This is a genomic window from Vibrio sp. YT-19(2023) (assembly GCF_033337395.1).
Map to the genome: position 1 here is coordinate 72927 of NZ_JAWOQN010000014.1, position 24088 is coordinate 97014.

The 24088-nt window shown below is 46.7% G+C and carries 20 protein-coding genes; 8 read left to right on the top strand and 12 right to left on the bottom strand.

Annotation, left to right across the window (positions count from 1 at the left end; genetic code table 11):
• Nucleotides 1–139 precede the first annotated feature (139 nt).
• The 10 genes from betB to R7E78_RS12460 form a co-directional block, all read right to left on the bottom strand.
• Entirely contained in the window at nucleotides 140–1600 is a 1461-nt protein-coding gene (gene betB, locus R7E78_RS12415) for a betaine-aldehyde dehydrogenase (protein ID WP_167416100.1), read from the bottom strand.
• An 18-nt stretch (nucleotides 1601–1618) separates the two neighbouring features.
• Entirely contained in the window at nucleotides 1619–2218 is a 600-nt protein-coding gene (gene betI / locus R7E78_RS12420) for a transcriptional regulator BetI (protein ID WP_017820329.1), read from the bottom strand.
• Between the two features lie 605 nt (nucleotides 2219–2823).
• Entirely contained in the window at nucleotides 2824–4842 is a 2019-nt protein-coding gene (locus R7E78_RS12425) for a diguanylate cyclase (RefSeq protein WP_411913757.1), read from the bottom strand.
• A 463-nt stretch (nucleotides 4843–5305) separates the two neighbouring features.
• On the bottom strand, nucleotides 5306–6064 hold the full coding sequence (locus tag R7E78_RS12430; RefSeq protein ID WP_054702302.1) for an SDR family oxidoreductase: 759 nt from the start codon (nucleotides 6062–6064) through the stop codon (nucleotides 5306–5308).
• Between the two features lie 9 nt (nucleotides 6065–6073).
• Nucleotides 6074–6970 carry a 3-hydroxyisobutyrate dehydrogenase gene (gene mmsB / locus R7E78_RS12435; RefSeq protein ID WP_054702305.1) on the bottom strand — a complete coding sequence of 299 codons (897 nt, stop codon included), beginning with the start codon at nucleotides 6968–6970 and terminating at the stop codon, nucleotides 6074–6076.
• A gap of 19 nt (nucleotides 6971–6989) precedes the next feature.
• Nucleotides 6990–8120 carry an enoyl-CoA hydratase/isomerase family protein gene (locus R7E78_RS12440; RefSeq protein ID WP_182015892.1) on the bottom strand — a complete coding sequence of 377 codons (1131 nt, stop codon included), beginning with the start codon at nucleotides 8118–8120 and terminating at the stop codon, nucleotides 6990–6992.
• Between the two features lie 10 nt (nucleotides 8121–8130).
• Nucleotides 8131–8907 (bottom strand): enoyl-CoA hydratase, encoded by a 777-nt coding sequence (locus R7E78_RS12445; protein WP_182015890.1) that lies wholly within the window; start codon nucleotides 8905–8907, stop codon nucleotides 8131–8133.
• 49 nt (nucleotides 8908–8956) lie between these two features.
• The gene (locus R7E78_RS12450; protein ID WP_318057919.1) at nucleotides 8957–10111 is read right to left on the bottom strand and encodes an acyl-CoA dehydrogenase family protein; all 1155 of its coding nucleotides are present in this window, start codon (nucleotides 10109–10111) and stop codon (nucleotides 8957–8959) included.
• Between the two features lie 95 nt (nucleotides 10112–10206).
• Nucleotides 10207–11700, bottom strand: coding sequence for a CoA-acylating methylmalonate-semialdehyde dehydrogenase (locus tag R7E78_RS12455; protein WP_053304725.1), 1494 nt, complete (start codon nucleotides 11698–11700; stop codon nucleotides 10207–10209).
• Nucleotides 11701–11770: 70 nt separating this feature from the next.
• Nucleotides 11771–12949: a thiolase family protein gene (locus R7E78_RS12460; RefSeq protein WP_318057920.1), complete on the bottom strand. Its 1179-nt coding sequence runs from the start codon at nucleotides 12947–12949 to the stop codon at nucleotides 11771–11773.
• A 209-nt stretch (nucleotides 12950–13158) separates the two neighbouring features.
• On the opposite strand from R7E78_RS12460, the gene R7E78_RS12465 reads away from it, so the two are divergent.
• The 7 genes from R7E78_RS12465 (at nucleotide 13159) to R7E78_RS12495 (ending at nucleotide 20787) form a co-directional block, all read left to right on the top strand.
• Nucleotides 13159–13545 carry a MerR family transcriptional regulator gene (locus R7E78_RS12465; protein WP_005373242.1) on the top strand — a complete coding sequence of 129 codons (387 nt, stop codon included), beginning with the start codon at nucleotides 13159–13161 and terminating at the stop codon, nucleotides 13543–13545.
• Nucleotides 13546–13590: 45 nt separating this feature from the next.
• Nucleotides 13591–14760 carry an isovaleryl-CoA dehydrogenase gene (locus tag R7E78_RS12470; RefSeq protein ID WP_258644140.1) on the top strand — a complete coding sequence of 390 codons (1170 nt, stop codon included), beginning with the start codon at nucleotides 13591–13593 and terminating at the stop codon, nucleotides 14758–14760.
• A gap of 114 nt (nucleotides 14761–14874) precedes the next feature.
• On the top strand, nucleotides 14875–16482 hold the full coding sequence (locus tag R7E78_RS12475) for a carboxyl transferase domain-containing protein (RefSeq protein WP_213987084.1): 1608 nt from the start codon (nucleotides 14875–14877) through the stop codon (nucleotides 16480–16482).
• A 104-nt stretch (nucleotides 16483–16586) separates the two neighbouring features.
• Nucleotides 16587–17369 (top strand): enoyl-CoA hydratase-related protein, encoded by a 783-nt coding sequence (locus R7E78_RS12480; RefSeq protein WP_213885486.1) that lies wholly within the window; start codon nucleotides 16587–16589, stop codon nucleotides 17367–17369.
• Nucleotides 17362–19410 (top strand): acetyl/propionyl/methylcrotonyl-CoA carboxylase subunit alpha, encoded by a 2049-nt coding sequence (locus R7E78_RS12485; RefSeq protein WP_318057921.1) that lies wholly within the window; start codon nucleotides 17362–17364, stop codon nucleotides 19408–19410. The genes R7E78_RS12480 and R7E78_RS12485 overlap by 8 nt, the downstream gene beginning before the upstream one ends.
• Nucleotides 19391–20293 (top strand): hydroxymethylglutaryl-CoA lyase, encoded by a 903-nt coding sequence (locus tag R7E78_RS12490; protein ID WP_104980568.1) that lies wholly within the window; start codon nucleotides 19391–19393, stop codon nucleotides 20291–20293. Before R7E78_RS12485 ends, R7E78_RS12490 begins: the two co-directional genes overlap by 20 nt.
• A 173-nt stretch (nucleotides 20294–20466) precedes the next feature.
• Nucleotides 20467–20787 (top strand): DUF1840 domain-containing protein, encoded by a 321-nt coding sequence (locus R7E78_RS12495; protein WP_085569099.1) that lies wholly within the window; start codon nucleotides 20467–20469, stop codon nucleotides 20785–20787.
• 98 nt (nucleotides 20788–20885) lie between these two features.
• On the opposite strand, the gene R7E78_RS12500 is transcribed toward R7E78_RS12495, so the two are convergent.
• Nucleotides 20886–21752, bottom strand: coding sequence for a mechanosensitive ion channel family protein (locus R7E78_RS12500; protein WP_005373258.1), 867 nt, complete (start codon nucleotides 21750–21752; stop codon nucleotides 20886–20888).
• Between the two features lie 337 nt (nucleotides 21753–22089).
• Here R7E78_RS12500 and R7E78_RS12505 point away from each other — a divergent pair, with 337 nt between their 5' ends.
• Entirely contained in the window at nucleotides 22090–22638 is a 549-nt protein-coding gene (locus R7E78_RS12505; protein WP_318057922.1) for a sugar O-acetyltransferase, read from the top strand.
• A gap of 9 nt (nucleotides 22639–22647) precedes the next feature.
• On the opposite strand, the gene R7E78_RS12510 is transcribed toward R7E78_RS12505, so the two are convergent.
• Nucleotides 22648–24081: a PLP-dependent aminotransferase family protein gene (locus R7E78_RS12510; RefSeq protein ID WP_029821109.1), complete on the bottom strand. Its 1434-nt coding sequence runs from the start codon at nucleotides 24079–24081 to the stop codon at nucleotides 22648–22650.
• Nucleotides 24082–24088: the final 7 nt, after the last annotated feature.

The following is a 24088-nucleotide window of genomic DNA, read 5'->3' on the forward strand; positions in this document are numbered from 1 at the left end:
TGAACGAAATTAGCGTAGGAAAAATGCTTGAGAACAAGGCGGAAATTTTGATAAGTAGTTAACCTACAATCAAAATTGACAACGTAGTTATCGAGCATTTTAACAAGCTAAAGCGGTCAGTTATCTACTATGAGTAGTATCATTTGTAAGGGCTTTCGAAGTCGCTTAGCTGAACCAGAACACTCTTCGTTTGTGTGTAATGTTTAAGGGTTTCGACTCCGTTTTCACGGCCAACACCTGATTGCTTGTAGCCGCCAACTGGCATTTCTGCAGGTGAGTCACCCCATGTGTTCACCCAACAAATACCCGCTTGAATTTGATGGATAACACGGTGCGCACGAGATAGGTTTTGAGTAAATACACCTGCCGCTAAGCCATAATCGGTGTCATTTGCACGCGCAATCACTTCCGACTCATCGCGGAATTTCAGAACTGACATTACCGGGCCAAAGATTTCTTGTTGAACGTGGCTCATGTCATCATCGCAATCGACAAATACGGTTGGAGCAACAAAGTTACCATTAGCTAGGCCATTGTCTGTTACTTTGTAGCCGCCAGTCAGTAACGTCGCGCCACTCGCTTTCGCGGCTTCAATCGCTCCTAGAACTTTCGATTCATGATCTTTAGAGATTAGCGCGCCAATTTGCGTGTTCTCATCAAGCGGATCGCCGACGACTAACAACTCGGTTCGGGCTTTAAGCTGTGCGATAAAGTCGTCATAAATACCTTCATGGACAAATACACGTGTACCGTGCGTACAAACCTCACCTTGGGTGTAGAAGTTCGCCACCATGGCCGCAGAAACGGCATCGTTTAACTTCGCATCATCAAAAATAATCAGTGGAGACTTACCACCAAGCTCCATCGTTACTTGTTTTAGTGTCTTAGCGCTGTCACTCATGACGACTTTACCGGTGCCTGACTCACCCGTGAATGACACTTTTGCGATATCAGGATGCGCCGTTAGCATCTGTCCTACTCGGTAATCCCCTTGCACGACATTAAATACGCCATCTGGCATGCCCGCTTCTGAATAAATTTCGGCGAGCTTAAGCGCCGTTAATGGTGTTTCTTCTGATGGCTTGAAGATCATTGCGTTGCCCGCAGCCAGTGCTGGCGCCGATTTCCACATCGCAATTTGAATTGGATAATTCCAAGCGCCAATACCCGCGCAAATGCCCAATGGCTCACGACGTGTATAGAAAAACTGATCGTCGCTGAGTGGCTGCTGTTCACCTTGTAGACTTGGAGCAAGGCCAGCGTAGTACTCAAGAACATCGGCACCTGTTGTGACATCAACCGCGATAGCTTCTTGAATGGGCTTACCAGTATCTGCCACTTCCAATGCAGCCAACTCGTCATTACGCTCACGTAAAATGGCAACGGCTTTGTGTAAAATACGGCTGCGCTCAATCGCAGTCATCGCCGACCATGCAGCAAAACCTTTCTTTGCCGATTCAATCGCTGCTTGAAGATCGTCTTGGTTCGCTTGTTTAATGTTGGCCAATGGCTCACCATTCGCCGGATTGTAAGTGGTGAAGTGTTCATCTGAACACCCGTCGTACATCGCACCATTGATATAGTGTGCTTTCATTTCCATTTTGAAGACCTGTAACTTTTATATTTTTTCAGAATAAAACGTAAGTTGTTTTTCGAGATAATCGTTGATGATGATTCTCGCTCTTTCTGCATCAATGCCTTGCGGGTTGAGCGTTCCGCGCAGCCAAATTCCATCAATAAGTGATGCAATACCATGAGCAACCAATTCAGCCTGCTCTGCATTTAATAATGCTTTGAGTTCTTTTCTTAGGTGGGACAATAGACGTCGTTCGTTGACACGCTGCAAACGCTTGAGCTGCTCGTCATGCATTGAGTACGACCAAAACGCCAGCCAAGTCTTAGCAACTTGGTTTTCTGCCTGATAGCCGACAAAGTTACCATCAATGATGGCGTTAATTCTTTGGTGATGAGCATCACTTGGCAGCTCACGTAACTTCTGTGTGATAGTGGACGAAAGCTGACGCAAGATTTCGCGCATCGTTTCCTCCAGCAATCCGTGCTTACCACCGAAATAGTGGTTGATAATCCCCGTTGATACACCGGCTTCTTTGCTGATTAACGAAATACTCGCCGCGTGTAAACCGACTCTATCAATCACTGACATTGTCGCTTTCACAAGCTGCGGTTTTCTGATTTCAGGCATCCCCACCTTTGGCATTTTGCGTCCCTGTTATTTTTAATTGAACGGTTAGTTAAATATAAAATGCCTGAAAATTAATTCGAACTCAAATTATTTTTAAAGAAAAATGTTAGTAAAAAAGGATGAAAAGTTGAGGGTGTACGAAAAATCGCTCGGTAAGAACTTGTCGGGATAACTAGATTTCAGTTTAAGAACAAACAAACAAGAAAAACAAAATCAAACACTTAACTCTTTCTCTATTTTTAAAACGATGATGAACGAGTTGATTTTTGAACAACAAAAATCTGTGCCACAAAAAATTTATATCGACCACTAATCATTTCACCTGTACATGGTTTGTTTGTACAAAGAATAGACACACTAGTTTGTTATAGTTTTGTAGACACAAGTGGCATTCGCACTTTGAAGGTGAAGGAGGCAAAAAGAGAGGTTATGTTGAACGCCATGAATATGCGATTCGATATCCTTAAGCCATTTTTAAGTAATATCGCCAAGTGACTTTAAGATGTTAGATTCAGCGTTTTATATTCGAAGCAAGGATCTCAAAGTCACTTGGCTATCAAAGTAAATGGGAGGGATAAGTTCAGATTCATCGTGCGATGAGCCTGAACTCTTGATTTCTGTTACGCTAGCGAACGACCTTTCACGCAGTTGCGTCCGTTCGCTTTCGCTTGATAAAGCAATTTATCGGCCTGATCGCAAAGTGATTTAAAGCTCATCTCATTATCTTCAGTGGTAACGACTCCAAAACTACAGGTCACTCTCACTTCTTCTTTCTGTTCCGTAACAAAGCCATGTAGGGATAAAGCGCTACGTAAACGTTCGGCAGTAATAAGGGCGTTTTCATGGTCTGTATTGGGCATAACAACAAACTCTTCACCACCAAAGCGAGCAACAATGTCGTTTTCACGTACAGTTTCCTCCAACACTTTGGCAACGCCAGTTAGTACGGTATCTCCAAACACATGCCCATAGGTATCATTTACCTGCTTGAAATAATCCACATCGATTAACGCTAAAGTTACTGGCCCCGATTGTGGTTTATTTGGCACCATTTTCTGTTTATCGAGTTTGCTATCTACCCATTTATTTAAAGCTAGATAACCGTACTTAACTTGCTCGACTTGCTCAAAAACAAAGTGTTGTATTTTTTCTTGCTTAGATTGAGGTACCGGTTTCTCTTTTCGCTCACGCCACACTTCTACTGGCTTAGTGAACCAGTCCTCTAAAAAACGGCGATTGAACAACCCTGTCAATGTGTCTGTCTTTGCGAGGCGACGCATTCTCAAACGCGAGCGATTGACGACGAGAAATACTACCGCCATCAAAAATAGAACACCGATGAGCGCAAGTAGCGCTTCACCCAATAAGTAAAAAGTACGACGGTTATTTTCTAGCTCCATACGCTGCAACACATTGTTCCAGTTAAGATCTTCGTTCTCATATTCAAGTCGTTCCAACTCAAATAACGTCTGCTGGCGCTCAAGATTTTCAACTTCTCTTTGATTGCTAAATTGGATAAATTTATCGTGATAGTTACCGTAAGTTTCGAATGCTAGTTTAAAGTCATTGCTTCCCGCATAGGCCATAGCGGCGACTTTTAGTAGCTCCATTTGCTGTTGCTTGACGTATCGACTCTCTATAATCTCCGGCAGCATTGGTGCGATCATCGCTAAAAGTATTTCAAATTGCTGCTGCTCTAACATATATTCGGCTTGTAACAACTTAAATGTTGCCAAATACGCGCTAGACGTTTCTCTGTACTGTAAATTCTCCGCCAGCTTCAAGTGGTTAACCATCTTCTTTTCTTGATTCGTCTCGCGATATAAAGCTGCAAGTTCAAGATTAACTCGAAATCTAAAGCGTCCATCACCGATAATTTGAGCCAGCTTTAACGCTCGCTGATATGACGCTATCGCCTCTTCGTATTGGAACTGTGCTTTATGAAGTTTCGCTATCGTCAAAACGCTCAACAACTCATTGAACGACATACGCCTATCCCTAAAATAGCGATATGCTTGTTCCAAAAGCGCCTCAGATCGGTCGTAACCCTGAATTTTGACAAGTACGTCACCTAGCTCTAGTGCTGCACGTTCGACCAGCCCGTGAACACCTGAAGATTCAGCCGCATCCATGGACGACATAAGTGCAGCATAGGATTTTTTAAACTCACCTTGCTCATCGTAATAGCGTCCTTTTAGCAACAGGATTTCTGATTCAAGTTGCTTATCACCATTCTCACGCGATGTTTCCAACAAGCTATCCAACGCAGAAAGCGCGGTATCGATATCGCTCTTTCCAACCATAGTTCGCATCTGAATCAACTTAAACAGGAGATACTCATGGCTCTGTGGACGCACAAGCTCCAATCCTTTTTGAACGACACTCTGACTCTCTTCTACGCGCCCTAGCAGCTCTAAAACCGTGGCCTTGGCAAGCCAGTAACGCACCAACAGCGCTGTTGGTTGGTTTTGTAGTAAAGACTCTTCTTCTAACGCTTCAATCAAAGCTAAAGAACTCTGAGGTAATGCGTAAATTTGATTTTCGATGCCTTCTAACGACTGTAAAAACTTACCTTCCTGTTCCACCTTTTCTGTGGAGGCCTGAACAGAAAAACACAGACACCCCAATAATAGCGGCATCGTCCTAAGCGAATGAAATAGTGACATTATTGCTCTTCCCTAATGGGTAGTTACTTCAGTGTAATTGAGAATTCTGATTATTTATTATTAAGACAACTGAAGGTTATTCAGTCAGCCTCATATTCCCATGTATTTTGCGCTGAATAATAAATCACCACCTTTAGATGCCGAAATAGTTTTCGGTCACAATATAACCAATGAGAGTGTTTTTTACACACCAAGAATAATGATCTCGTTAGTGAGACAAAAGTTCGTCTTAGTTGTGAGTTGATACATTTACATGACAAGCAATATAGAACTAACCATTCACATTAGAAATAGAATCAATTTTTATACCGTTCGATGAGATAGCAGTCGACCATGCATCCAATACATTTTTCAGATAGAAGCAATAAAAGAAAGAAGAAAGTGGAAGGAAGCGGACAATCAAACTCGCTCCCCTTTTTTTATGTTGCAGAGGGGGTTACATTCGCATTCCGCCATCGACTTCGAACACTCGTCCGGTCACGAATTCGTTGGTTAACACGTATTTTATGGTCGATGCAATTTCATCCGCCAAACCTAAACGTCCAACCGGAATCATTCCGATTAAACGTTCCATCGCTTCAGGTTTTATTTGGTCTGTCATGGCAGTTTTGATGACACCCGGAGCAATCGCCACTGAGCGAATTCCGAAACGCCCTAACTCTTTCGCCCACACCGTTGCCATGGTGGCTACCGCCGCTTTAGATGCTGAATAGTTGGTTTGACCAATATTCCCGGCACGCGCAACGCTGGATATGTTGATCAGAACCCCTTTGCTATCGGTGTTCAGCATTACCCTGCTCGCTTCACGGCCACACAGGAAAGTGCCTGTTACATTCACATCTAGAACAGACTGAAATTGTTCCAGCGACATCGTGTTAACCTGACCATCTTTGACTTTAATGAACATACCATCACGCATAATACCTGCGTTATTGATAACGCCATTGAGCTGCTTGAAATCTGCCTCAATTTGCTCAAAAGCAGTGCACACCTGCTGTTCGTCAGTCACGTTCGTCACATAAAAGCGAGCGGTAACGCCGAGAGATTCACATTCCGCTTTCGTTTCAGCCAGTTGCTCTGAATTGAGGTCGATAAGCGCAAGATGAACGCCATTTTCCGCCAGTGACAGTGCCATTTGTTTACCCAGCCCCTGCCCTGCCCCCGTGATCGCAATGACCTTATTTGCTAACTCCATAAGCGCTCCTTAGGCCTGATTTTGCTTTTGGTAGAACTCAAACAAGCTTGAAAAATCTTTTTGCCCGTTGCCCTGACTGTTGTGAAAATTAAACAGATTACGAGCCAAGCTGCCCATTGGCGTTGATGTTTGACTGGCAACCGCCGCTTCCATCGCAAGACCCAGATCTTTAGCCATTAACTGGCTCATAAAGCCGCCTTGATAACCATTGCTTGCAGGCGTACTTTCCATCACACCTGGACAAGGGTTATAAAGCTCTAGCGCCCAGTTACGCCCTGAACTTTGCAACATGATGTCGGAAAGCACTTTGGGATCGAGTCCATTTTCCATCCCTAAATTGAGTGCTTCACAGGTGCCGCTCATCAAAATGCCCAACATCATGTTATTGCAGATCTTCGCGACCTGACCAGCTCCAGCATCACCCGCATGGAAGATGTTTTTACCCATGTGGCTAAGCACCGCTTTGGCTTGAACAAAGTTCTCTTGTGAGCCGCCAGCAATGAAAGTTAACGTACCTGCTGCTGCGCCCGCAACGCCGCCAGATACTGGTGCATCAACAAAACTGATACCAAGTTGCGATGCTTTTTCGCCAACCAAGCGAGCAGTCGCCGGATCGATGGTGGAAGAATCAATCAGCAAGGAACCTGATTCGACGCTATCTAAGATGCCATCTTGACCAAGATAAACGCTTTGAACGTGTTGGCTCGCTGGCAGCATAGTGACAACCACGTCAACACCTTGTACTGCCTGCTGAACGGAATCGGCACTTGAAGCGCCCAATGCGGTCAACTCCTCAACTGCGTTTGGGTTCAAATCAAATACTTCGACGTTCAAGCCCGCTTTGAGTAGATTCTTAGCCATAGGCGCACCCATGTTACCAAGGCCAATAAATGCAATTTTGTCCATATCGTATTTCTTCCTTGTACTAAAGTGCCGCTATAGCTACCGACGATGCGGTCAGTGGGTATTCTGCTGAGTCAATTGGCGAGAAGAAGCGCTCCAAAACTTGTGGCGTTACGTCAGAAACCGTGCGATGTTGCCAAGTCGGTTGATTGGTTTTATCAATAATCAGCGCACGAACCCCTTCTCTAAAATCACCTTCTAAGCCACAACGTAGTGTTAGGTTAAATTCCATATCAAAACACGCTTTCAAAGAGAGGTTTTGATACTGCGTTAACTGCTGATAAGTGATACTGAGCGACAGCGGACTGCCATAGTTCAGTGACTTCTGCGCATTGACGAACCACTTGTTATCAACGTTAGCACGGCTGATTGCATCAACAATTGACGCTAAGTCACCCGAACATAACTGCTCAATCAATTCCGCATAGGGCATCAACATCCCTTCGGTTGGCTCGTCCACGTGTACCGAACGCAGCGTAGTGGCGATTTTTTCGTTGATGTTCGCTTCACCTTTCCAACTTACCGATGCAAGCAGATCCAGCAGCACTTGCTTGTTTTCTGGCTGTGCAATCCATTGGCTTAACCCCAACGCTTTCATATCTGTTGCGTTAATTTGGCAAGCCGTCAAACTTAAGAACAGTGCCAAATGTTTTGGCAACTGGTTCAGGAAGTACGTCGCGCCTACATCTGGGTAAAGGCCAATTTTAATCTCTGGCATTGCAAAGCGTGTGGTGGTTTCTGCTACGCGATGGCTGGCACCCATAAACAGGCCAACTCCCCCGCCCATCAAATAACCATGTCCCCACGCGATGATCGGTTTTGGATAAGTATGAATAAGATGGTCACAACGATATTCGAGGTCAAAGAAGGTTTCCATCGCTGAAAACGCAGAATCAAAATCTTGCTCTTTGTTTTCAAGTGCGCGATAGATCGCTTGAATATCTCCGCCAGCACAAAACGCTTTTTCACCTTGAGCATGCAAGAATACCGCGACGACGCTGTCGTCCGTTTGCCATTCATTAAGCTGTTTGTACAACTTCTCAATCATCACGTAACTCAACGCGTTGAGAGCAGCTGGATTATCAAGCTCCAGCACACCAATAACAGAGCCATCAGCGCACTTAAGCTTTGAAACATTTACTGTACCTGTCATTTGGCCTCCGCTAGCTGTTTGTCCATTGTGGCTTGCGCTTTTGCAAAAACGCATTCACACCCTCAGTCTGATCTTGTGTATTGAACAGCTGTAAAAACAGTTCACGCTCTAAAACCAATCCAGCCGCGTGAGTTTGGCTGCGTCGACCTTGAATGAGCGTTTTGCACGCAGAAATGGATTTCGGTGATTGGCCCGCAACACGCTGTGCTAGCTCCATAGCCGCTTCGAGTGCTTGACCTTTCGCCACCACCTCTTCGACTAAACCAATTTTTTCCGCTCGCTCGGCCGTCACACGCTCGCCACACAGGATCATACGCTTCGCCCAACCTTCACCTACCAACGCGGTCAGGTTTTGCGTCCCTCCCGCACACGGCAACAAACCTACCGATGCTTCAGGAAGTGCCATTTGTACTTGTTCTTCTGCGATACGAATGTCACACGCCATCGCCACTTCCAGACCGCCGCCCATCGCATAGCCATTAATCGCTGCGATAGAAACCCCATCGAATGCAGAAAGCGCTTCAAACGCTTCACCAAATGCGAACGCCATGTCCGCTGCTTGTGATTTATCACCCGATGCAAAGTTATTAAGATCTGCTCCAGCAGAGAAGAACTTCTCGCCTTCGCCTGTTAAAACCAACGCATAAATAGAGCAATCATTGCTAAGTTCAATCGCCAACTCTTTTAGCTGATTCAAAGACTCAAGCGTCCAAGTGTTCGCTGGCGGATTACTAATCGTGAGCTTGGCAATATGCGCTTCGCGCTCTAATTTGATTTGTGCCGTCATAATCTTTCAGTCCTTTTTAATTTCTTTAGGTAAGGCTGTGTCTCGCTGACTAAAGCAGCTCAACGCCTTCCGTTAGTAATCGTCTTGCGACGATCAGACGCATGATTTCGTTGGTACCTTCAAGGATTTGGTGAACACGAACGTCTCGGAAATGGCGCTCGACTGGATATTCTTTGATGTAGCCATAGCCACCGTGAATTTGCAGCGCCTGATCGCAGACTTTAAAGCCCACATCAGTAGAAAAGCGTTTTGCCATGGCACAGTACGCACTTTTTTCTACGTGCTGGGCATCGAGTTTAGCGGCAGCGAGTCGCACCATTTGACGCGCAGCGACCAGCTCAGTCGCCATATCAGCAAGCTTGAACTGCAACGCTTGAAATTGCGCCAGTGAACGGCCGAACTGTTTGCGTTCGGTCATGTATTGTTTGGCTTCGTTCAGAGCTTGTTGCGCAGTACCGACGGAACAAGTGGCGATATTGATTCGGCCGCCATCCAGACCAAGCATGGCGAACTTAAAGCCTTCTCCCTCTTCACCCAACAGATAGTCAGCCGGAATACGAACATTTTCGAAGGTAATCATGCGAGTTGGCTGGCAGTTCCAACCCATTTTGGCTTCTTTTTTACCGTAGCTAATGCCTTCGCAATCAGCAGGAACAACGAATGCAGAAACGCCACTCGCTCCTTCACCACAGGAACGCGCCATCACGACTAATACATCTGTATCACCGGCACCCGAGATAAACACTTTTGCGCCATTGAGAACAAACTCATCGCCATCACGCACTGCGCTAGTCGTTAGAGAAGCGGCGTCAGAGCCGGCATTAGGTTCGGTTAAACAGTAGGAAGCGAGCTTTTCACCCGAAATTAGATCCGCGCTAAATTGCTGCGCCACTTCGGCTTTGGCAAAGCTGGTGATCATCCACGTCGCCATGTTGTGAATGGTCATAAACGCAGTAGTCGCGGTACAACCCATAGCCAACTGCTCGAAAATGATCGCCGCATCCAAACGAGATAACCCCAAGCCACCGTGCTCTGGTGGCGTGTAGATACTCAAAAAGCCCAGCTCACCCGCCTGACGCAGTACATCTTTAGGGAAGTGATGGTTTTCATCCCACTCGGCCGCGTGCGGCGCTAACATTTGGTCTGCAAACTGCTTTGCTACTTCGGCAAACGCGAGTTGATCTTCGTTTAATTCAAAATCCATCTTGAAGTCCTAAGGTCTAATTCGTTGCATTTGTATCCGAGCCAAGCCCTCTAAAAGGATGAAGGGCTTGGCTAGAGGTGTCGCTAATCCAGTAATTAGCTAAGTTGAATAGTCATGTTTGGACCGCTTGGAATGTCATCTTCAAACCAACGCGCGGTGACAGTTTTCGTCTCGGTGTAGAAGCGAACCGCTTGTTTACCGTAAGCATGCAGGTCGCCGTAGAAGCTGCCTTTCCACCCAGTAAACGAAAAGAACGGCAATGGCACCGGAATCGGTACGTTGATTCCTACGTTACCTACTTCGATATTGTGTTGATACTTTCTCGCGGCAGCGCCGTTCGCCGTGAAAATAGACGTACCATTACCAAAGCGGTTTGCATTGATCAGTTCAATCGCTTCATCTAGGTCATCCACTTCCATAGTTAACAGTACAGGCCCGAAAATTTCTTCCTGATAAATCGACATGTCTGTGGTCACGTTGGTAAACAGTGTTGGCCCCACCCAGTTACCGTTCGGGAAGCCAGGTACTTGGCAGTCTGTCCCGTCCAGAACACAATTCGCGCCTGACGCTTTGCCTTCATTAATCAGATTCACCACTCGCTGCTTCGCTTGAGGGCTAATCAGTGGACCATAACCGGCGGTTTCATCATCCCACGCGCCAGGCTGAACCTGAGCTAACGCCTCTTTAAGCTCTGGAATCCATTCTTTGGTTTCGCCGACAAATACGGCAACCGAAATAGCCATACAGCGTTGGCCTGCAGCACCAACTGACGCGCCAACTAGGTTATTGATGACTTGCTGTTTGTTTGCATCCGGCATGATGACCATGTGGTTCTTAGCACCTGCAAATGACTGCACGCGTTTCAGGTTGTCTGTACCTGTTTTGTAGATGTACTCACCAACGGGCACAGAGCCAACAAAAGAGATCGCACGAACAACTGGATCAGTCAGAATGCGGTCGACTTGCTCTTTGGTCCCGTGAACAACTTGCAATACGCCTTTTGGTGCGCCAGCTTGTTCAAACAGCTCCGCCAGTTTCATTGCCGTTAGTGGCACTTGCTCTGACGGCTTCAAAACAAAGGTGTTGCCACAAGCGATCGCCATCGGGAACATCCACAATGGGATCATCGCAGGGAAGTTAAACGGTGTAATGCCAGCACAAACGCCGAGCGGTTGAATGTAAGAGTAACCATCAATATTGGTCGCGACGTTCTCAACCGTTTCGCCCATCATTGAGCTACAAATGTTTGCAGCTTGCTCTACCACTTCAATTCCGCGCCAAATGTCACCCTTTGCATCCGCGAGGGTTTTGCCTGTCTCACTTGAAAGCAGTATCGCCAACTCATCGTGTTGCTCTTTTAACAGATGTTGGTAGCGCAACATCAATCTAGCACGCTCCGGCGCTGCAACTTCTTTCCAGCGTTTGAACGTTTCTGTTGCGCTGGCAATCGCCGCATTCATTTCCGATTCCGTGGCACAAGGTACTTGTGCAATCACTTCGTTGGTTGCCGGGTTGGTTACATCTAGCCATTGTTTTGAATCGGAGATGGCAAATTCACCACCGATATACTGCTTTACTTGTTCTGTCATGATGACATCCTTGTATTTTTCAGCTTGTTACTGACTACTGTTATGTAAGTGAAACTTTGTTGAGAGTGATTTAGCAGATTTCAATCGCGATAGCGGTAGCTTCGCCGCCGCCAATACAAAGCGATGCAACGCCACGCTTACCACCAGTTTGTTTTAGCGCATGAATCAAAGTGACAAGGATTCGATTGCCACTTGCGCCTATTGGATGCCCCAGCGCACAAGCCCCTCCGCGAGGGTTCACTTTGCTCTCGTCCAGTTCGAGAGCTTTCACCGCGTATTGAGTCACGACAGCAAAAGCTTCATTGATTTCCCAAAGGTCCACGTCTGATTTGTCCCAGCCCGTTTTTTCCAGCAGCGATTCAATCGCGAAGACTGGTGCGATGGTGAACTCATCAGGCTGTCTTGCATGCGTGCTGTACGCGACAATTTTGGCTAGAGGCTGAAGGTTTTCCTGACGACCAAACTCACTATCGACTAAGATCATTGCCGACGCACCATCCGAAATGGAACTAGAGTTTGCTGCGGTTACGCCGCCATCTTTGGCAAACGCAGGGCGTAAGGTAGGAATTTTAGTGACGTCGAGTTTGCTCGGTTGCTCATCATCTACAACCAAGGTTTCGCCGCGTCGATTTTTTACGTTAACAGGCACGATCTCTTCTTTGAACAAACCTTGTTCGATTGCTTGCTGCGTACGAGTCAACGACTGTTGCGCCCAGGCATCCATACTTTCACGGCTGAACTGATACTTTTGCGCCGTCTGTTCTGCAAAGACACCCATCAGCTCGCCTTGGTAGGCATCCTGCAAACCGTCATAAAACATGTGATCAAGCACTTGCTCGTGACCTAAACGGAAACCATCACGCGCTTTCTTTAATAGATAAGGAGAAGACGACATGTTTTCCATGCCACCAGCGATGACAGCATGCGCATTGCCAGATTGAATAAGGTCATATGCCAGCATGACGGTTTTCATACCCGATCCACAAACTTTGTTCAGTGTCGTACAACCAATCGATTGTGGCATTTCAGCTTTAAGACTTGCTTGTCTTGCAGGCGCTTGCCCCACACCGGCGGGTAAAACGCACCCCATCAACACTTCGTCTATTTTGTGCACATCGAGTTGGCTTTCGGCTAGCGCCCCTTGAATGGCTCTCGCACCGAGTTCCGTGACATCTGTTGAAGCTAATGCACCTTGAAAAGAGCCGATAGGCGTTCGCTTAGCGGCAACAATCCATGTTTCATTTTTCATTCCATTAACCTTTTATTGACGTTTACGTCATAACTATACTAACATTTACGTTAACGTCAAGTTTGAGGTTATTGTTTGTTCGAGTGATTCTTTGATTTCGAGTAAATGCGAGTGATATCAAGGCTCAAGAGTGGATGTTGTTTGTTTACTTTAACGTTAACGAATTGTATATTCATGTAAATGTTATACGAAAGTCGTAAGGTTAAGGAATGAACACATTTAAGATCAGCGAGCTCGCGAAAGAGTTCGACATTACTACTCGAAGCATTCGCTTCTACGAAGATTTAGGTCTCCTAACTCCAGAACGTAAAGGCAACACTCGAATCTACAATGGTCGTGATCGAATTCGACTAAAACTGATTTTGCGAGGTAAGCGATTGGGCTTTTCTCTTGCAGATATCAAAGAGTTATTTGAACTCTACGATACCGATCAAAGTACTGAGCAGTTGAACTATATGATTCGGTTGATCGAAGAGAAGAAGGCAGCATTGCAACAGCAAGCAAACGACATTCAAGCGGTAATGATGGAGTTAAATGCTGCGCAGTTGCGATGCCAAAACACACTGAGATCCATGAAAGGCGAAAAAGTCACCTAACACCTCAACTCTGGGATGTAGGTGACGTAAAGGCAAGGACACGCAATGAAATCTACCTACTCTTCCCTGAACTTTGTTTATGACGAAAATACCGATTTGCTTCGCGAGCAAATCAATAGTTTTGCTGCAAGAGAAATTGCGCCGCTAGCGCAATCTATCGACCAAACTAACGACTTTCCAAACCATCTTTGGTCCAAATTAGGTGACATGGGTCTTTTAGGTGTGACCACCAGCGAAGAGTTTGGTGGTGCAGGCATGGGCTATCTCGCCCACGTTATCGCTATGGAAGAAATCAGCCGAGCATCCGCTTCGGTTGCGTTAAGTTACGGCGCTCACTCCAACCTTTGCGTCAACCAAATCCACCGTAACGGCACACAAGCGCAAAAAGAGAAATACCTACCTAAGCTCATCTCCGGTGAACATATCGGCGCCCTTGCTATGAGTGAACCCGGCGCCGGCTCTGATGTGGTCTCTATGCAGCTTAAAGCCGAACGTAAAGGCGATATTTTCCTGCTAAACGGCAACAAAATGTGGATCACCAACGGCCCTGATGCACACACCTATGTTGTCTACGCAAAAACCGACCCAAGCCAGCACTCCAAAGGCATCACGGCATTTATTGTGGAACGCGAATTCCCTGGATTTACTCAAGCACAAAAACTCGACAAGTTGGGTATGCGCGGCTCGAATACGTGTGAGCTGGTCTTCCAAAACTGCGAAGTCCCTGCGGAAAATATTCTCGGCGAAGAAAACCAAGGCGTGAAAGTATTGATGAGCGGCCTCGACTACGAGCGTGTGGTGCTTGCAGGCGGCCCACTTGGCATCATGCAGGCGTGTATGGATATCGTTGTGCCTTACATTCACGACCGTAAACAGTTCGGTAAATCCATCGGTGAATTCCAGCTAGTTCAAGCAAAAATCGCGGATATGTACACACAAATGAATGCCGCTAAAGCGTATGTTTACGCCGTCGCTGCCGCTTGTGATCGTGGTGAAACCACACGTAAAGATTCTGCTGGCGCGATCCTCTACAGCGCAGAGCTGGCAACCAAGATGGCACTGGATGCGATTCAACTACTTGGCGGTAACGGCTACATCAACGAGTTTGATACGGGCCGTTTGTTGCGAGATGCCAAGCTGTATGAAATCGGTGCGGGCACTTCAGAAATTCGCCGCATGCTTATTGGTCGCGAATTGTTTAACGAAAGCGCCTAATCAACATACCTAGGCGTTCTGAATCTAAATAAATTCCTTATTCAACCTAAATCTTATTCAACATAGATAAAGGCGGGTGGTGTCACCCGTCTACCGAATGGAGATCGGCTATTTATGGCTTGTTTGACGACCAATATTAATACCCACTCAGAGCAGTATCAGGAAAACTACCGCTCTATGGCGTCACTTGTAGATCAACTTTATACCGTGACTGCCCAAATAGAAGATGGTGGCGGTGAGAAAGCCCGCGAGCATCAGCAGAAGAAAGGCAAACTTCCGGTACGTGAGCGCATTCTTGCCCTACTCGACCCTGGTTCGTCCTTTCTAGAAATTGGTCAATTTGCTGGCTGGGATGTGTATCCAGATTACGTTCCATGTGCTGGAGTGGTTGCCGGTGTGGGTGTAATTGACGGCAATGAGTGCATGATCGTCGCGAACGACGTGACGGTAAAAGGCGGCAGTTACTACCCACTCACCGTGAAAAAGCACTTAAGAGCACAAGAAATTGCAGAAAAATGCCAACTGCCGTGTGTTTACTTAGTCGACTCTGGCGGCGCTAACCTACCCCGCCAAGATGAGGTATTCCCAGATAAAGACCATTTTGGCCGTATTTTCTACAACCAAGCCCGTATGTCGGCCAAAGGCATTCCACAAATTGCGGTGGTCATGGGGCTATGTACCGCTGGCGGCGCTTATGTTCCTGCGATGTGTGATGTTTCCATCATAGTCAAAGAACAAGGTACGATTTTCTTGGCAGGTCCACCTCTTGTAAAAGCAGCGACAGGTGAAGAAGTCAGCGCGGAAGATCTTGGTGGCGCAGACGTTCACTGTCGCACCTCTGGTGTGGCGGACTATTACGCAGAAAATGATCACCACGCGTTAGAGTTGGCAAGACAAGCGGTTTCACAAATCAACCACTTGAAACCCGTTCAACTCAAGCAAAAAGCACCTCAGGAACCACGTTTTCCTGCCCAAGAGCTGTACGGCATCGTCGGAACCGATCTTAAAAAGCCGTTTGATGTTAAAGAGGTCATTGCCCGAATTGTTGATGATTCCCAGTTCGATGAATTTAAAGCCTTGTTCGGCGAAACCTTGGTCTGTGGCTTTGCCCATATTCACGGTATGCCGATTGGCATTGTCGCTAACAACGGCATTCTATTTTCGGAATCAGCACAAAAAGGCGCGCATTTTATTGAGCTGTGCGCACAACGCAAAATTCCTCTGCTCTTCTTGCAGAACATCACGGGCTTTATGGTCGGTCAGAAGTACGAAGCCGAAGGCATCGCCAAACATGGTGCGAAAATGGTAACTGCTGTTGCGTGTGCAGACGTGCCGAAGTTTACCGTGGTTATTGGTGGATCGTATGGCGCAGGAAACTACGGCATGTGTGGCCGCGCTTATGATCCAACCATGATGTGGATGTGGCCAAACGCGCGCATCTCCGTCATGGGTGGAGAGCAAGCGGCTGGCGTGATGGCGCAAGTGACCCGCGATATCAAAACTCGCAAAGGTGAAAGCTGGAGCGTAGAGGAAGAAGAAGCGTTCAAACGTCCAATTGCGGAGCAATATCAGACTCAAAGCCATGCATACTACGCCAGTGCACGCCTGTGGGACGACGGCATTATTGACCCTGCGAAAACCCGTGATGTTGTCGGCATTGCTCTGTCTGCTGCGCTTAATGCGCCAATACCAGACAGTAAATTTGGCATCTTCCGCATGTAGCCGGATGCAAGGCAAACCTTAACTCCTCGCGAATACCGATGTTTAAAAAGTAATGGTTAGCGAGCATTGAAATACAGACTGAAATGTCAGACAAAGGAAGTCACATGACCGGACTACTGCTTGAAAAAGACAGCAATGGCGTTGCTTGGTTGAGCCTCAATCGACCAGAGAAACACAACGCGTTTAATGATGAATTAATTGCTTCACTTATCGACACCTTGGAAAAACTTGAGAGAGACAACTCTCTACGTGCATTGGTACTAACGGCGCAAGGTAAACACTTTTCTGCGGGTGCGGATCTTGGCTGGATGCAGTCAATGGCCACCAAAACCGAGGGGGAAAATCTGCAAGATGCACAGCAGTTAGCGTTGCTCTTGCACAAACTGGATGCCTTTAGCAAACCAACCATTGCTATGGTGCATGGCGCTGCATTTGGCGGCGCACTTGGGCTTATCTGCTGCTGCGATATCGCTATCGGTACACCTGAAAGCCGCTTCTGTTTGAGTGAAGTGAAACTCGGTTTGTTACCCGCGACAATCGGACCCTACGTCATTCGAGCGATTGGACAACGACAAAGCCGACGCTACTTTTTAACCGCGGAACTGATTGATGCCGAAACCGCACTATCGATGAGTATTCTTCATCAGATAGACTCTCAACCACGTGAAGCCGTCAATCGCACCATTGATCACCTGCTCAACAACGGTCCACAAGCCATGCAGGCTGCAAAAGCACTTTGTTTACGCTGTGATAACCAACCTATCGATCATTCATTAATTGAATACACCAGCCAAGCTATTGCAACCGCTCGCGTGTCCAGTGAAGGACAAGAAGGACTAGCTGCATTTTTTGAAAAGCGCGCCGCCAATTGGAGGAATCATGTTTAAAAGAATACTGATCGCAAACCGCGGTGAAATTGCCTGCCGAATCATTAAAACCGCAAAAAGCATGGCTATAGAGACGGTTGCCGTCTATTCCGAAGCGGATCGCAGCAGCTTACATGTTAAACAAGCGGATTTCGCTGAATTCATTGGCCCCGCTCCGGCGAGTGAATCGTATCTCGATATCGATGCGATTATCGGTGCTGCGAAAAAATGGCAAGCCGATGCTATCCACCCTGGGTATGGTTTTCTTTCCGAGAACCCGAAACTGGCGAAAACGTGCAGCGAAAATGGCATCGCCTTTATTGGCCCTTCCACCAGCGCAATTGAGGCAATGGGTTCTAAATCTCAAGCCAAGGCAATCATGTCAGAGGCGAACGTGCCCTTGGTTCCCGGCTATCACGGCACAGACAACAGCGTAGAGCACTTATTAGCGGAAGCTGAAAAAATCGGTTACCCAGTGATGCTTAAAGCAACCCAAGGGGGCGGCGGTAAAGGCATGCGAGTGGTCAATAGCGCAGCCGAAATGCCTCTGGCCATCGACGGTGCGCAGCGTGAAGCACTTTCAAGCTTTGGCGATAAGCAGCTTCTAATCGAAAAATGTATATTGCAGCCTCGCCACGTTGAAGTTCAGGTATTTGCTGACCAACATGGCAACTGTGTCTATCTTTCTGATCGCGATTGCTCCATTCAACGCCGTCACCAAAAAGTAGTCGAAGAAGCACCAGCTCCCGGTCTTAGTGATGAACTGCGTAAACAAATGGGTGAAGCTGCGGTTCAGGCCGCTCAAGCGATCGACTATGTTGGCGCGGGCACGGTGGAGTTCTTGCTCGATAGCCGCGGTGAGTTTTACTTCATGGAAATGAATACTCGTCTGCAAGTTGAACACCCTGTTACTGAATTGATCACCGGCGTTGATTTGGTGGAGTGGCAATTAAAAGTCGCAGCTGGCGAGCATTTACCTATTTCGCAATCTGAAATCACCCACAACGGTCATTCAATTGAGCTGCGAATTTACGCAGAAGATACAGACAATGACTTTATGCCGTCGACTGGCCGCATTGATTACTTAAAAGAACCCGTATCAGACAGTAGTGTGCGCCTAGCGTGCGTACGCGTTGATAGTGGTGTTACCCAAGGCGATAGCATCAGCGAATATTACGATCCAATGATCAGCAAACTGATCGTCTGGGGGCAAACTCGTGATATCGCTCTAAAGCAGATTAAGCAGGCGTTAACTCAATATCACGTACGTGGAGTAACGACAAACATTGGTTATCTGCACAGTATTATTTCGCAGCCAGCCTTTGCCGAGATTGAGCTCGATACAGGTTTCCTCGTAACACATCAACAAGGCATAAATGAGCAGCAAGACGTGTCGGATTCAATCTGGCTTACATTGGCGGCGGTTGCTCGTTGGAATGATCTCATTTCAAAATCAGACAGCTCAACGTTACCCGCGCCAACCAAACGAGGTTTTAGACTGTCAGTTGACAACGTTTACCGATTTAACTTCACGGATGCCAATGCCAACCATCAGGCACGTTTGCAACAATCATCGCAAGATATAGGATCTCACTTCACTGTCCGATGTGGTGAGGAGCTGCATCAGGTCATCCTGCTTGAAAGTGACAACCAGTTTATCGTCGATATTGATAATGTGCGTTACACCTTTAATGCACTTAGCAACGAACAAAAGACAACACTATTTTATCTTGGTCAGCAGCGCACGTTCGCTCATCAACCTAACTTTGACTCTGCAAAAGATGTAGATGATGAACTAAGTCCAACCGCACCACTCAACGGCATAATTTCAGCAGTTATGGTGGCTAAAGGTGACGAAGTGGCGGCGGGCGATCCGCTTTTGGTACTCGAAGCAATGAAAATGGAATACACCATCACGGCTCCGGTAGCAGCAAAAGTCGACGAATTGTTTTATCAGCACGGGGACCAAGTACAGCACGGTTCCATCCTGCTGAATTTGTCTTTGATATCGGATAACGTCAGTGAAGATAAGGAGCGCGAATATGCTACCAGCGAAGGTTAATATCGTCGAAGTCGGCGCTCGTGATGGTCTGCAAAATGAAACGGCAGTGACGCTGGTTGATAAAATCCGTTTGATTAACCAACTAAGCAGCAGTGGCTTAAAGCATATTGAGGCTGGATCTTTCGTCTCTCCAAGGTGGGTGCCTCAAATGGCCGATTCCGATCAGGTGTTTGCTGGTATCTCAAAAAAGCCTGACGTGGTTTATAGCGCGCTCACACCAAATCTCGCAGGGTTAGAACGTGCGCTGGAAAGCGGTGTAAAGCGAATTGCGGTGTTTGGCTCCGCTTCAGAAACGTTCAGCCAGAAGAACATCAACTGCAGCATTACCGAAAGTCTCGCTCGATTTGAACCCGTTATCGAATTGGCGAACCAGCACAACATTCCTGTACGCGGGTACTTGTCTTGTACCATGGTGTGTCCATATGAGGGAGTAATCAAGCCAGAGCAAACTACCAAGGTCGCCAATACGTTGTTTGATATGGGATGTTATGAGATTTCGCTCGGTGATACTGTCGGTAAAGCAACGCCTAATCGCGTTATCGCCATGCTGGATTCGTTGTTAACGCTACTGCCAAAAGACGCGCTCGCAGTACATTTTCATGACACTTATGGACAAGCATTAGCCAATATCTACCAAGCCTTGTTAATGGGCATCAACACCATTGATAGCGCAGTAGCGGGGCTCGGCGGCTGCCCTTACGCGAAAGGAGCCAGTGGCAATGTTGCAACGGAAGATGTACTTTATCTGTGTGAGCAACTTGGGATTGAAACAGGCGTTGACCTTGGCGTCATCAATGAAGCGGGTTGGCAAATTTGCCGTGCGTTAGGAAAGTCTCCTGCTTCTAGGGTCGCATTAGCTCTGGGCGATCCGTATAGCTTGTAAATCATCAACAACCAATCAGGTAATGTATTTCAACGGGCATGCAGACGTACGTGCCCGTTTTTTGTTGTTACTCATAAAAACCTTAACGCTCAACGGTCTTCATCACATTAATTAGTATCTGATTTCAGCTACAATTTAGTTTCAAACCGAACATATAAAACAGGATCAGGTAAATGCTCATAACATTTCGTTGTCGAAGCCACTCAAACGTCACAATGTTTGGTGATATTGCATTAGATATGCTCAAAATGATGGGTCACAGCGGCACTGTGCCGGGATCAATTTCCGCTCAAGATGTTCCTGACGCGCTATCAAAATTAACTTCTGCTCTATCTGCGAAAAATGCAGCTGAAGAAAACCTCCCTACTGATGTAGACGAAGAGGAAGAACAAGCAGAGCCCTCGGTAAGCCTAGGACGCAGAGCGTTTCCACTGATTGAGTTGCTAAAATCAGCAATCAAAGAAGAATGCGAAGTCATGTGGGACAACCAATAACGCCTTCAAACTGGTTTCTAGCGAGGCGAATCCGTGTTGTGACCGCCTCGCTATGGTTACTCGACACCAAGATAAGAACACCAATACCGCTTATCGCCCTATCCGTTTCTCTCCCTAGACAACTTGATTTGCCCATCAATGTGCACATCTCGTTGTGGAAACGCGATTTCAATGCCGTGCTTTTCGAAAGCTTCGTAGATTTCAAAACGCATGGCACTTGCGACCGAGCGAATACCGCCCTCAACCGTTGAGTTAATCCAAAAATAAGATTCGAAGATCAAAGCATTGTCACCAAAGTCTTGAAAAAACACATCTGGCGCTGGCGAACTCAGAACTTGCGCTTGCTGCGAAGTCACTTCCGCCATTAAGGCAGCAACCTGTTTGACATCGCTCCCATACGCGACGCCGACGACGACCGAGCCACGAACTAATCTGTCGCATAACGTCCAGTTGATCACCACGTTCTCAATCAACTGACTGTTGGGTATGAGCATATGAACACCATCGGTTCGTCTGATTCTCGTTGAACGTGTATTTATTTGCTCGACAGTGCCTTTGGCGCCCTCAACCTCTAAAAAGTCCCCAATTCGAATTGGCTTTTCACCAATCAAAATCCAGCCACTTATGAAGTTGTTAATGATGTTTTGCGCACCAAAACCGAAGCCGATAGCGATGGCACCAGACAGAAAGGCAAACGCGGTAATTGGCACATTGATCATCGAAAGTGTGGTCATAAAAATAATGGCGAGAGCGATGACAAATAATATCCGTTTAACCAAATGAATCACGTTTGGGTCTTTCCCCGATGAAGACATTCTTGACGTAACGGTTTTGATCAAAATTTTTGATAACCATAAAGCGACAATCACCCATGTCGGCACCATCAATATCGCCCATAACGTGATAGGTTGTTCGTTAAAGGTAAACAGTGTGGTTTCTAAAAATGAAATGACCCGTTCGAACATAAAGTGCTCACTCTTGATTCATCGTTGCCAGCAAGCCAGAGCGCATAAGTCTTATAATTTTAGCCCAATCGATAGCGCAAGCGGCTCAACTAAGTTCTTCTTATTAACTATATTGTAATCTACGTAAAACGCTTCGAGTGGTTTCCCACTTTGGCTTCAACCGATTAAGCCATTTAGGGAGCACGTCTTTGTGAACTAAACGAGCCAATCAACCAACTGGATACGCAAGGCAAATCAGTGATAACTTTCTGATTTTTAAGCGTCAAATTTTCACTTCGAATCACTCTCACTTATTATTATGCACCTTATTGCAATTTATATTGATGGAATGATTGTTATGTCAGAACTGACTCGGATGCGCTCTGGAGAAACCTATAATTGTCTGGATGAAGAACTAAAGCTAATGCGCGCCAAAACTGCGCAGCTTGTCTTCCAGTTTAACCACGAACCAAACCCAGATATCCGTAGACAACTATTGGCGGAAATGGGCGTCCAATTAAAAAATAGCGCCTGTATAGAGCCACCGCTACAACTTACCTATGGTTGTCACTTGTCCATCGGAGAAAACACCTACATCAACTGGGATGCCATTATTCTGGACAATGGACAGGTTAAGGTTGGCGCGAACGTCATGATTGGGCCTAGAGTGCAAATTTACACAGCCGCTCATTCACTCGATACGCAAAGACGCTTAGCCGGAGATGAGATCGCCAAACCGGTAAAAATCGGCAATAACGTTTGGATTGGTGGGGGCGCTATCATACTGCCAGGCGTGACCATTGGTGATGAGGCCGTCGTCGGCGCTGGCTCTGTCGTAACCAAAGACGTTGCGCCGGGCGATCGAGTTGTTGGAAATCCGGCGCGCTCCATTAAACCAAAAAACTGAAGAAAGTCGCTATTTCGCCAAATGCTCGCGAATAATATTAGCGAGCAGATTGAGAGCATGAACATATTTGTCATTGAGCTCAAAAGAAGCGTTAAGACGAATACAGTGATCGTATTGTTCTGTCAGGCTGAACATCTTTCCCGGTGCGATGCTGATATTACCTTTTAGCGCTTCTCGATATATCTGCAAGGCATCAATATGCTTGGGAAGCTCTAACCAAATAAAGTACCCACCGCTTTGGCTTAACACTTTGACTGCTTCAGGTAACAGCTCACTAAGCAGAACCGTCATCTTACTTTTACGTTCAAACAGCTTTTTCCGTAACTGCTTCAAATGAGATTCATAATTGCGGCTTGTTAAATAGTGTACCAATGTCATTTGCACTGGTGCACTCGTCGCTAATGTACTCATTAACTGTAACTTTTGTACCTCTAGCGCCCGCTTTCCCGCCGCAACCCAACCAATACGTAGCCCTGCGATTAATGATTTTGAAAACGAGGAGCACAACATGGTATTGCCCGTGTCATCAAACATTCTTAGTGGATAAACCGAGTCATTCCCTGCATGCAGTTCGCTGTACACGTCATCTTCAATCACTGGCACGTTATATCGCTGTGTCAGTTCAATCAGCTTTTGTTTTTTCTCGTTGGAAAGCGTAAAACCCAGAGGATTCTGGAAGTTCGACATCAGCCAGCACGCTTTCACATCGTGTGTTTGCAGCGCGCGTTCCAATGAATCTAGGTCAATGCCCGTGACCGGGTCTGTTCTTACTGAGAGCGCTTTCAAACCTAACCGCTCTAAGGATTGCAAAGCACCATAGAAGGCAGGCGACTCCACAACCACCCAATCTCCCGGTCTTGTGCAGGCTTGCAAACTGAGCGTTAACGCCTCCAGCGCGCCTGCCGTAATGACAATTTCATCGGGTGAAATTTCAATGCCTTTCGCAGCATAACGCTTCGCGATGATGGTGCGTAATTGTTCATTTCCCGGCGGTAAGTTATCAAAGGTGGTGGAAATCGGCATATTGCGAGCGGCTGCGCTCATCGCCCGATTCACGTGATATCGTGGGTACAAACTTGGGTCTGGATAGGCAAAGCCAAAATTGATCATGGATGGATTTTTACTCGCCTGCAGAACATCAAAGATAAACTCATTGATGTCTACCTGCTCAGTCCACGAAACCGCGGCTGGCGCTTGGGGTTCATTTGAGCTCTTAATATTGGGCGCGACTCGATAACCAGATCGCGGCTGTGACGTGACCCAGCCTTGAGATTCCAGAATTTGATACGCGTGCAACACCGTCATCAAGCTCAAACCCGAGTGTTCAGATTGGCGACGCAGCGAAGGCAGCTTGTCACCCGGATGCCATATCCCCGATTTTATCTGCCTTTTAAGCTGTTCCACTAACTCTTGATACTTCGCCAAACGCAAATCCCCTTCCATAAAGCCG

Bases quoted from the DNA above. Each gene is read 5' to 3' on its own strand.
- betB (WP_167416100.1), bottom strand. From the start codon at position 1,600: ATGGAAATGAAAGCACACTATATCAATGGTGCGATGTACGACGGGTGT.
- betI (WP_017820329.1), bottom strand. From the start codon at position 2,218: ATGCCAAAGGTGGGGATGCCTGAAATCAGAAAACCGCAGCTTGTGAAA.
- R7E78_RS12425 (WP_411913757.1), bottom strand. From the start codon at position 4,842: ATGCCGCTATTATTGGGGTGTCTGTGTTTTTCTGTTCAGGCCTCCACA.
- R7E78_RS12430 (WP_054702302.1), bottom strand. From the start codon at position 6,064: ATGGAGTTAGCAAATAAGGTCATTGCGATCACGGGGGCAGGGCAGGGG.
- mmsB (WP_054702305.1), bottom strand. From the start codon at position 6,970: ATGGACAAAATTGCATTTATTGGCCTTGGTAACATGGGTGCGCCTATG.
- R7E78_RS12440 (WP_182015892.1), bottom strand. From the start codon at position 8,120: ATGACAGGTACAGTAAATGTTTCAAAGCTTAAGTGCGCTGATGGCTCT.
- R7E78_RS12445 (WP_182015890.1), bottom strand. From the start codon at position 8,907: ATGACGGCACAAATCAAATTAGAGCGCGAAGCGCATATTGCCAAGCTC.
- R7E78_RS12450 (WP_318057919.1), bottom strand. From the start codon at position 10,111: ATGGATTTTGAATTAAACGAAGATCAACTCGCGTTTGCCGAAGTAGCA.
- R7E78_RS12455 (WP_053304725.1), bottom strand. From the start codon at position 11,700: ATGACAGAACAAGTAAAGCAGTATATCGGTGGTGAATTTGCCATCTCC.
- R7E78_RS12460 (WP_318057920.1), bottom strand. From the start codon at position 12,949: ATGAAAAATGAAACATGGATTGTTGCCGCTAAGCGAACGCCTATCGGC.
- R7E78_RS12465 (WP_005373242.1), top strand. From the start codon at position 13,159: ATGAACACATTTAAGATCAGCGAGCTCGCGAAAGAGTTCGACATTACT.
- R7E78_RS12470 (WP_258644140.1), top strand. From the start codon at position 13,591: ATGAAATCTACCTACTCTTCCCTGAACTTTGTTTATGACGAAAATACC.
- R7E78_RS12475 (WP_213987084.1), top strand. From the start codon at position 14,875: ATGGCTTGTTTGACGACCAATATTAATACCCACTCAGAGCAGTATCAG.
- R7E78_RS12480 (WP_213885486.1), top strand. From the start codon at position 16,587: ATGACCGGACTACTGCTTGAAAAAGACAGCAATGGCGTTGCTTGGTTG.
- R7E78_RS12485 (WP_318057921.1), top strand. From the start codon at position 17,362: ATGTTTAAAAGAATACTGATCGCAAACCGCGGTGAAATTGCCTGCCGA.
- R7E78_RS12490 (WP_104980568.1), top strand. From the start codon at position 19,391: ATGCTACCAGCGAAGGTTAATATCGTCGAAGTCGGCGCTCGTGATGGT.
- R7E78_RS12495 (WP_085569099.1), top strand. From the start codon at position 20,467: ATGCTCATAACATTTCGTTGTCGAAGCCACTCAAACGTCACAATGTTT.
- R7E78_RS12500 (WP_005373258.1), bottom strand. From the start codon at position 21,752: ATGTTCGAACGGGTCATTTCATTTTTAGAAACCACACTGTTTACCTTT.
- R7E78_RS12505 (WP_318057922.1), top strand. From the start codon at position 22,090: ATGTCAGAACTGACTCGGATGCGCTCTGGAGAAACCTATAATTGTCTG.
- R7E78_RS12510 (WP_029821109.1), bottom strand. From the start codon at position 24,081: ATGGAAGGGGATTTGCGTTTGGCGAAGTATCAAGAGTTAGTGGAACAG.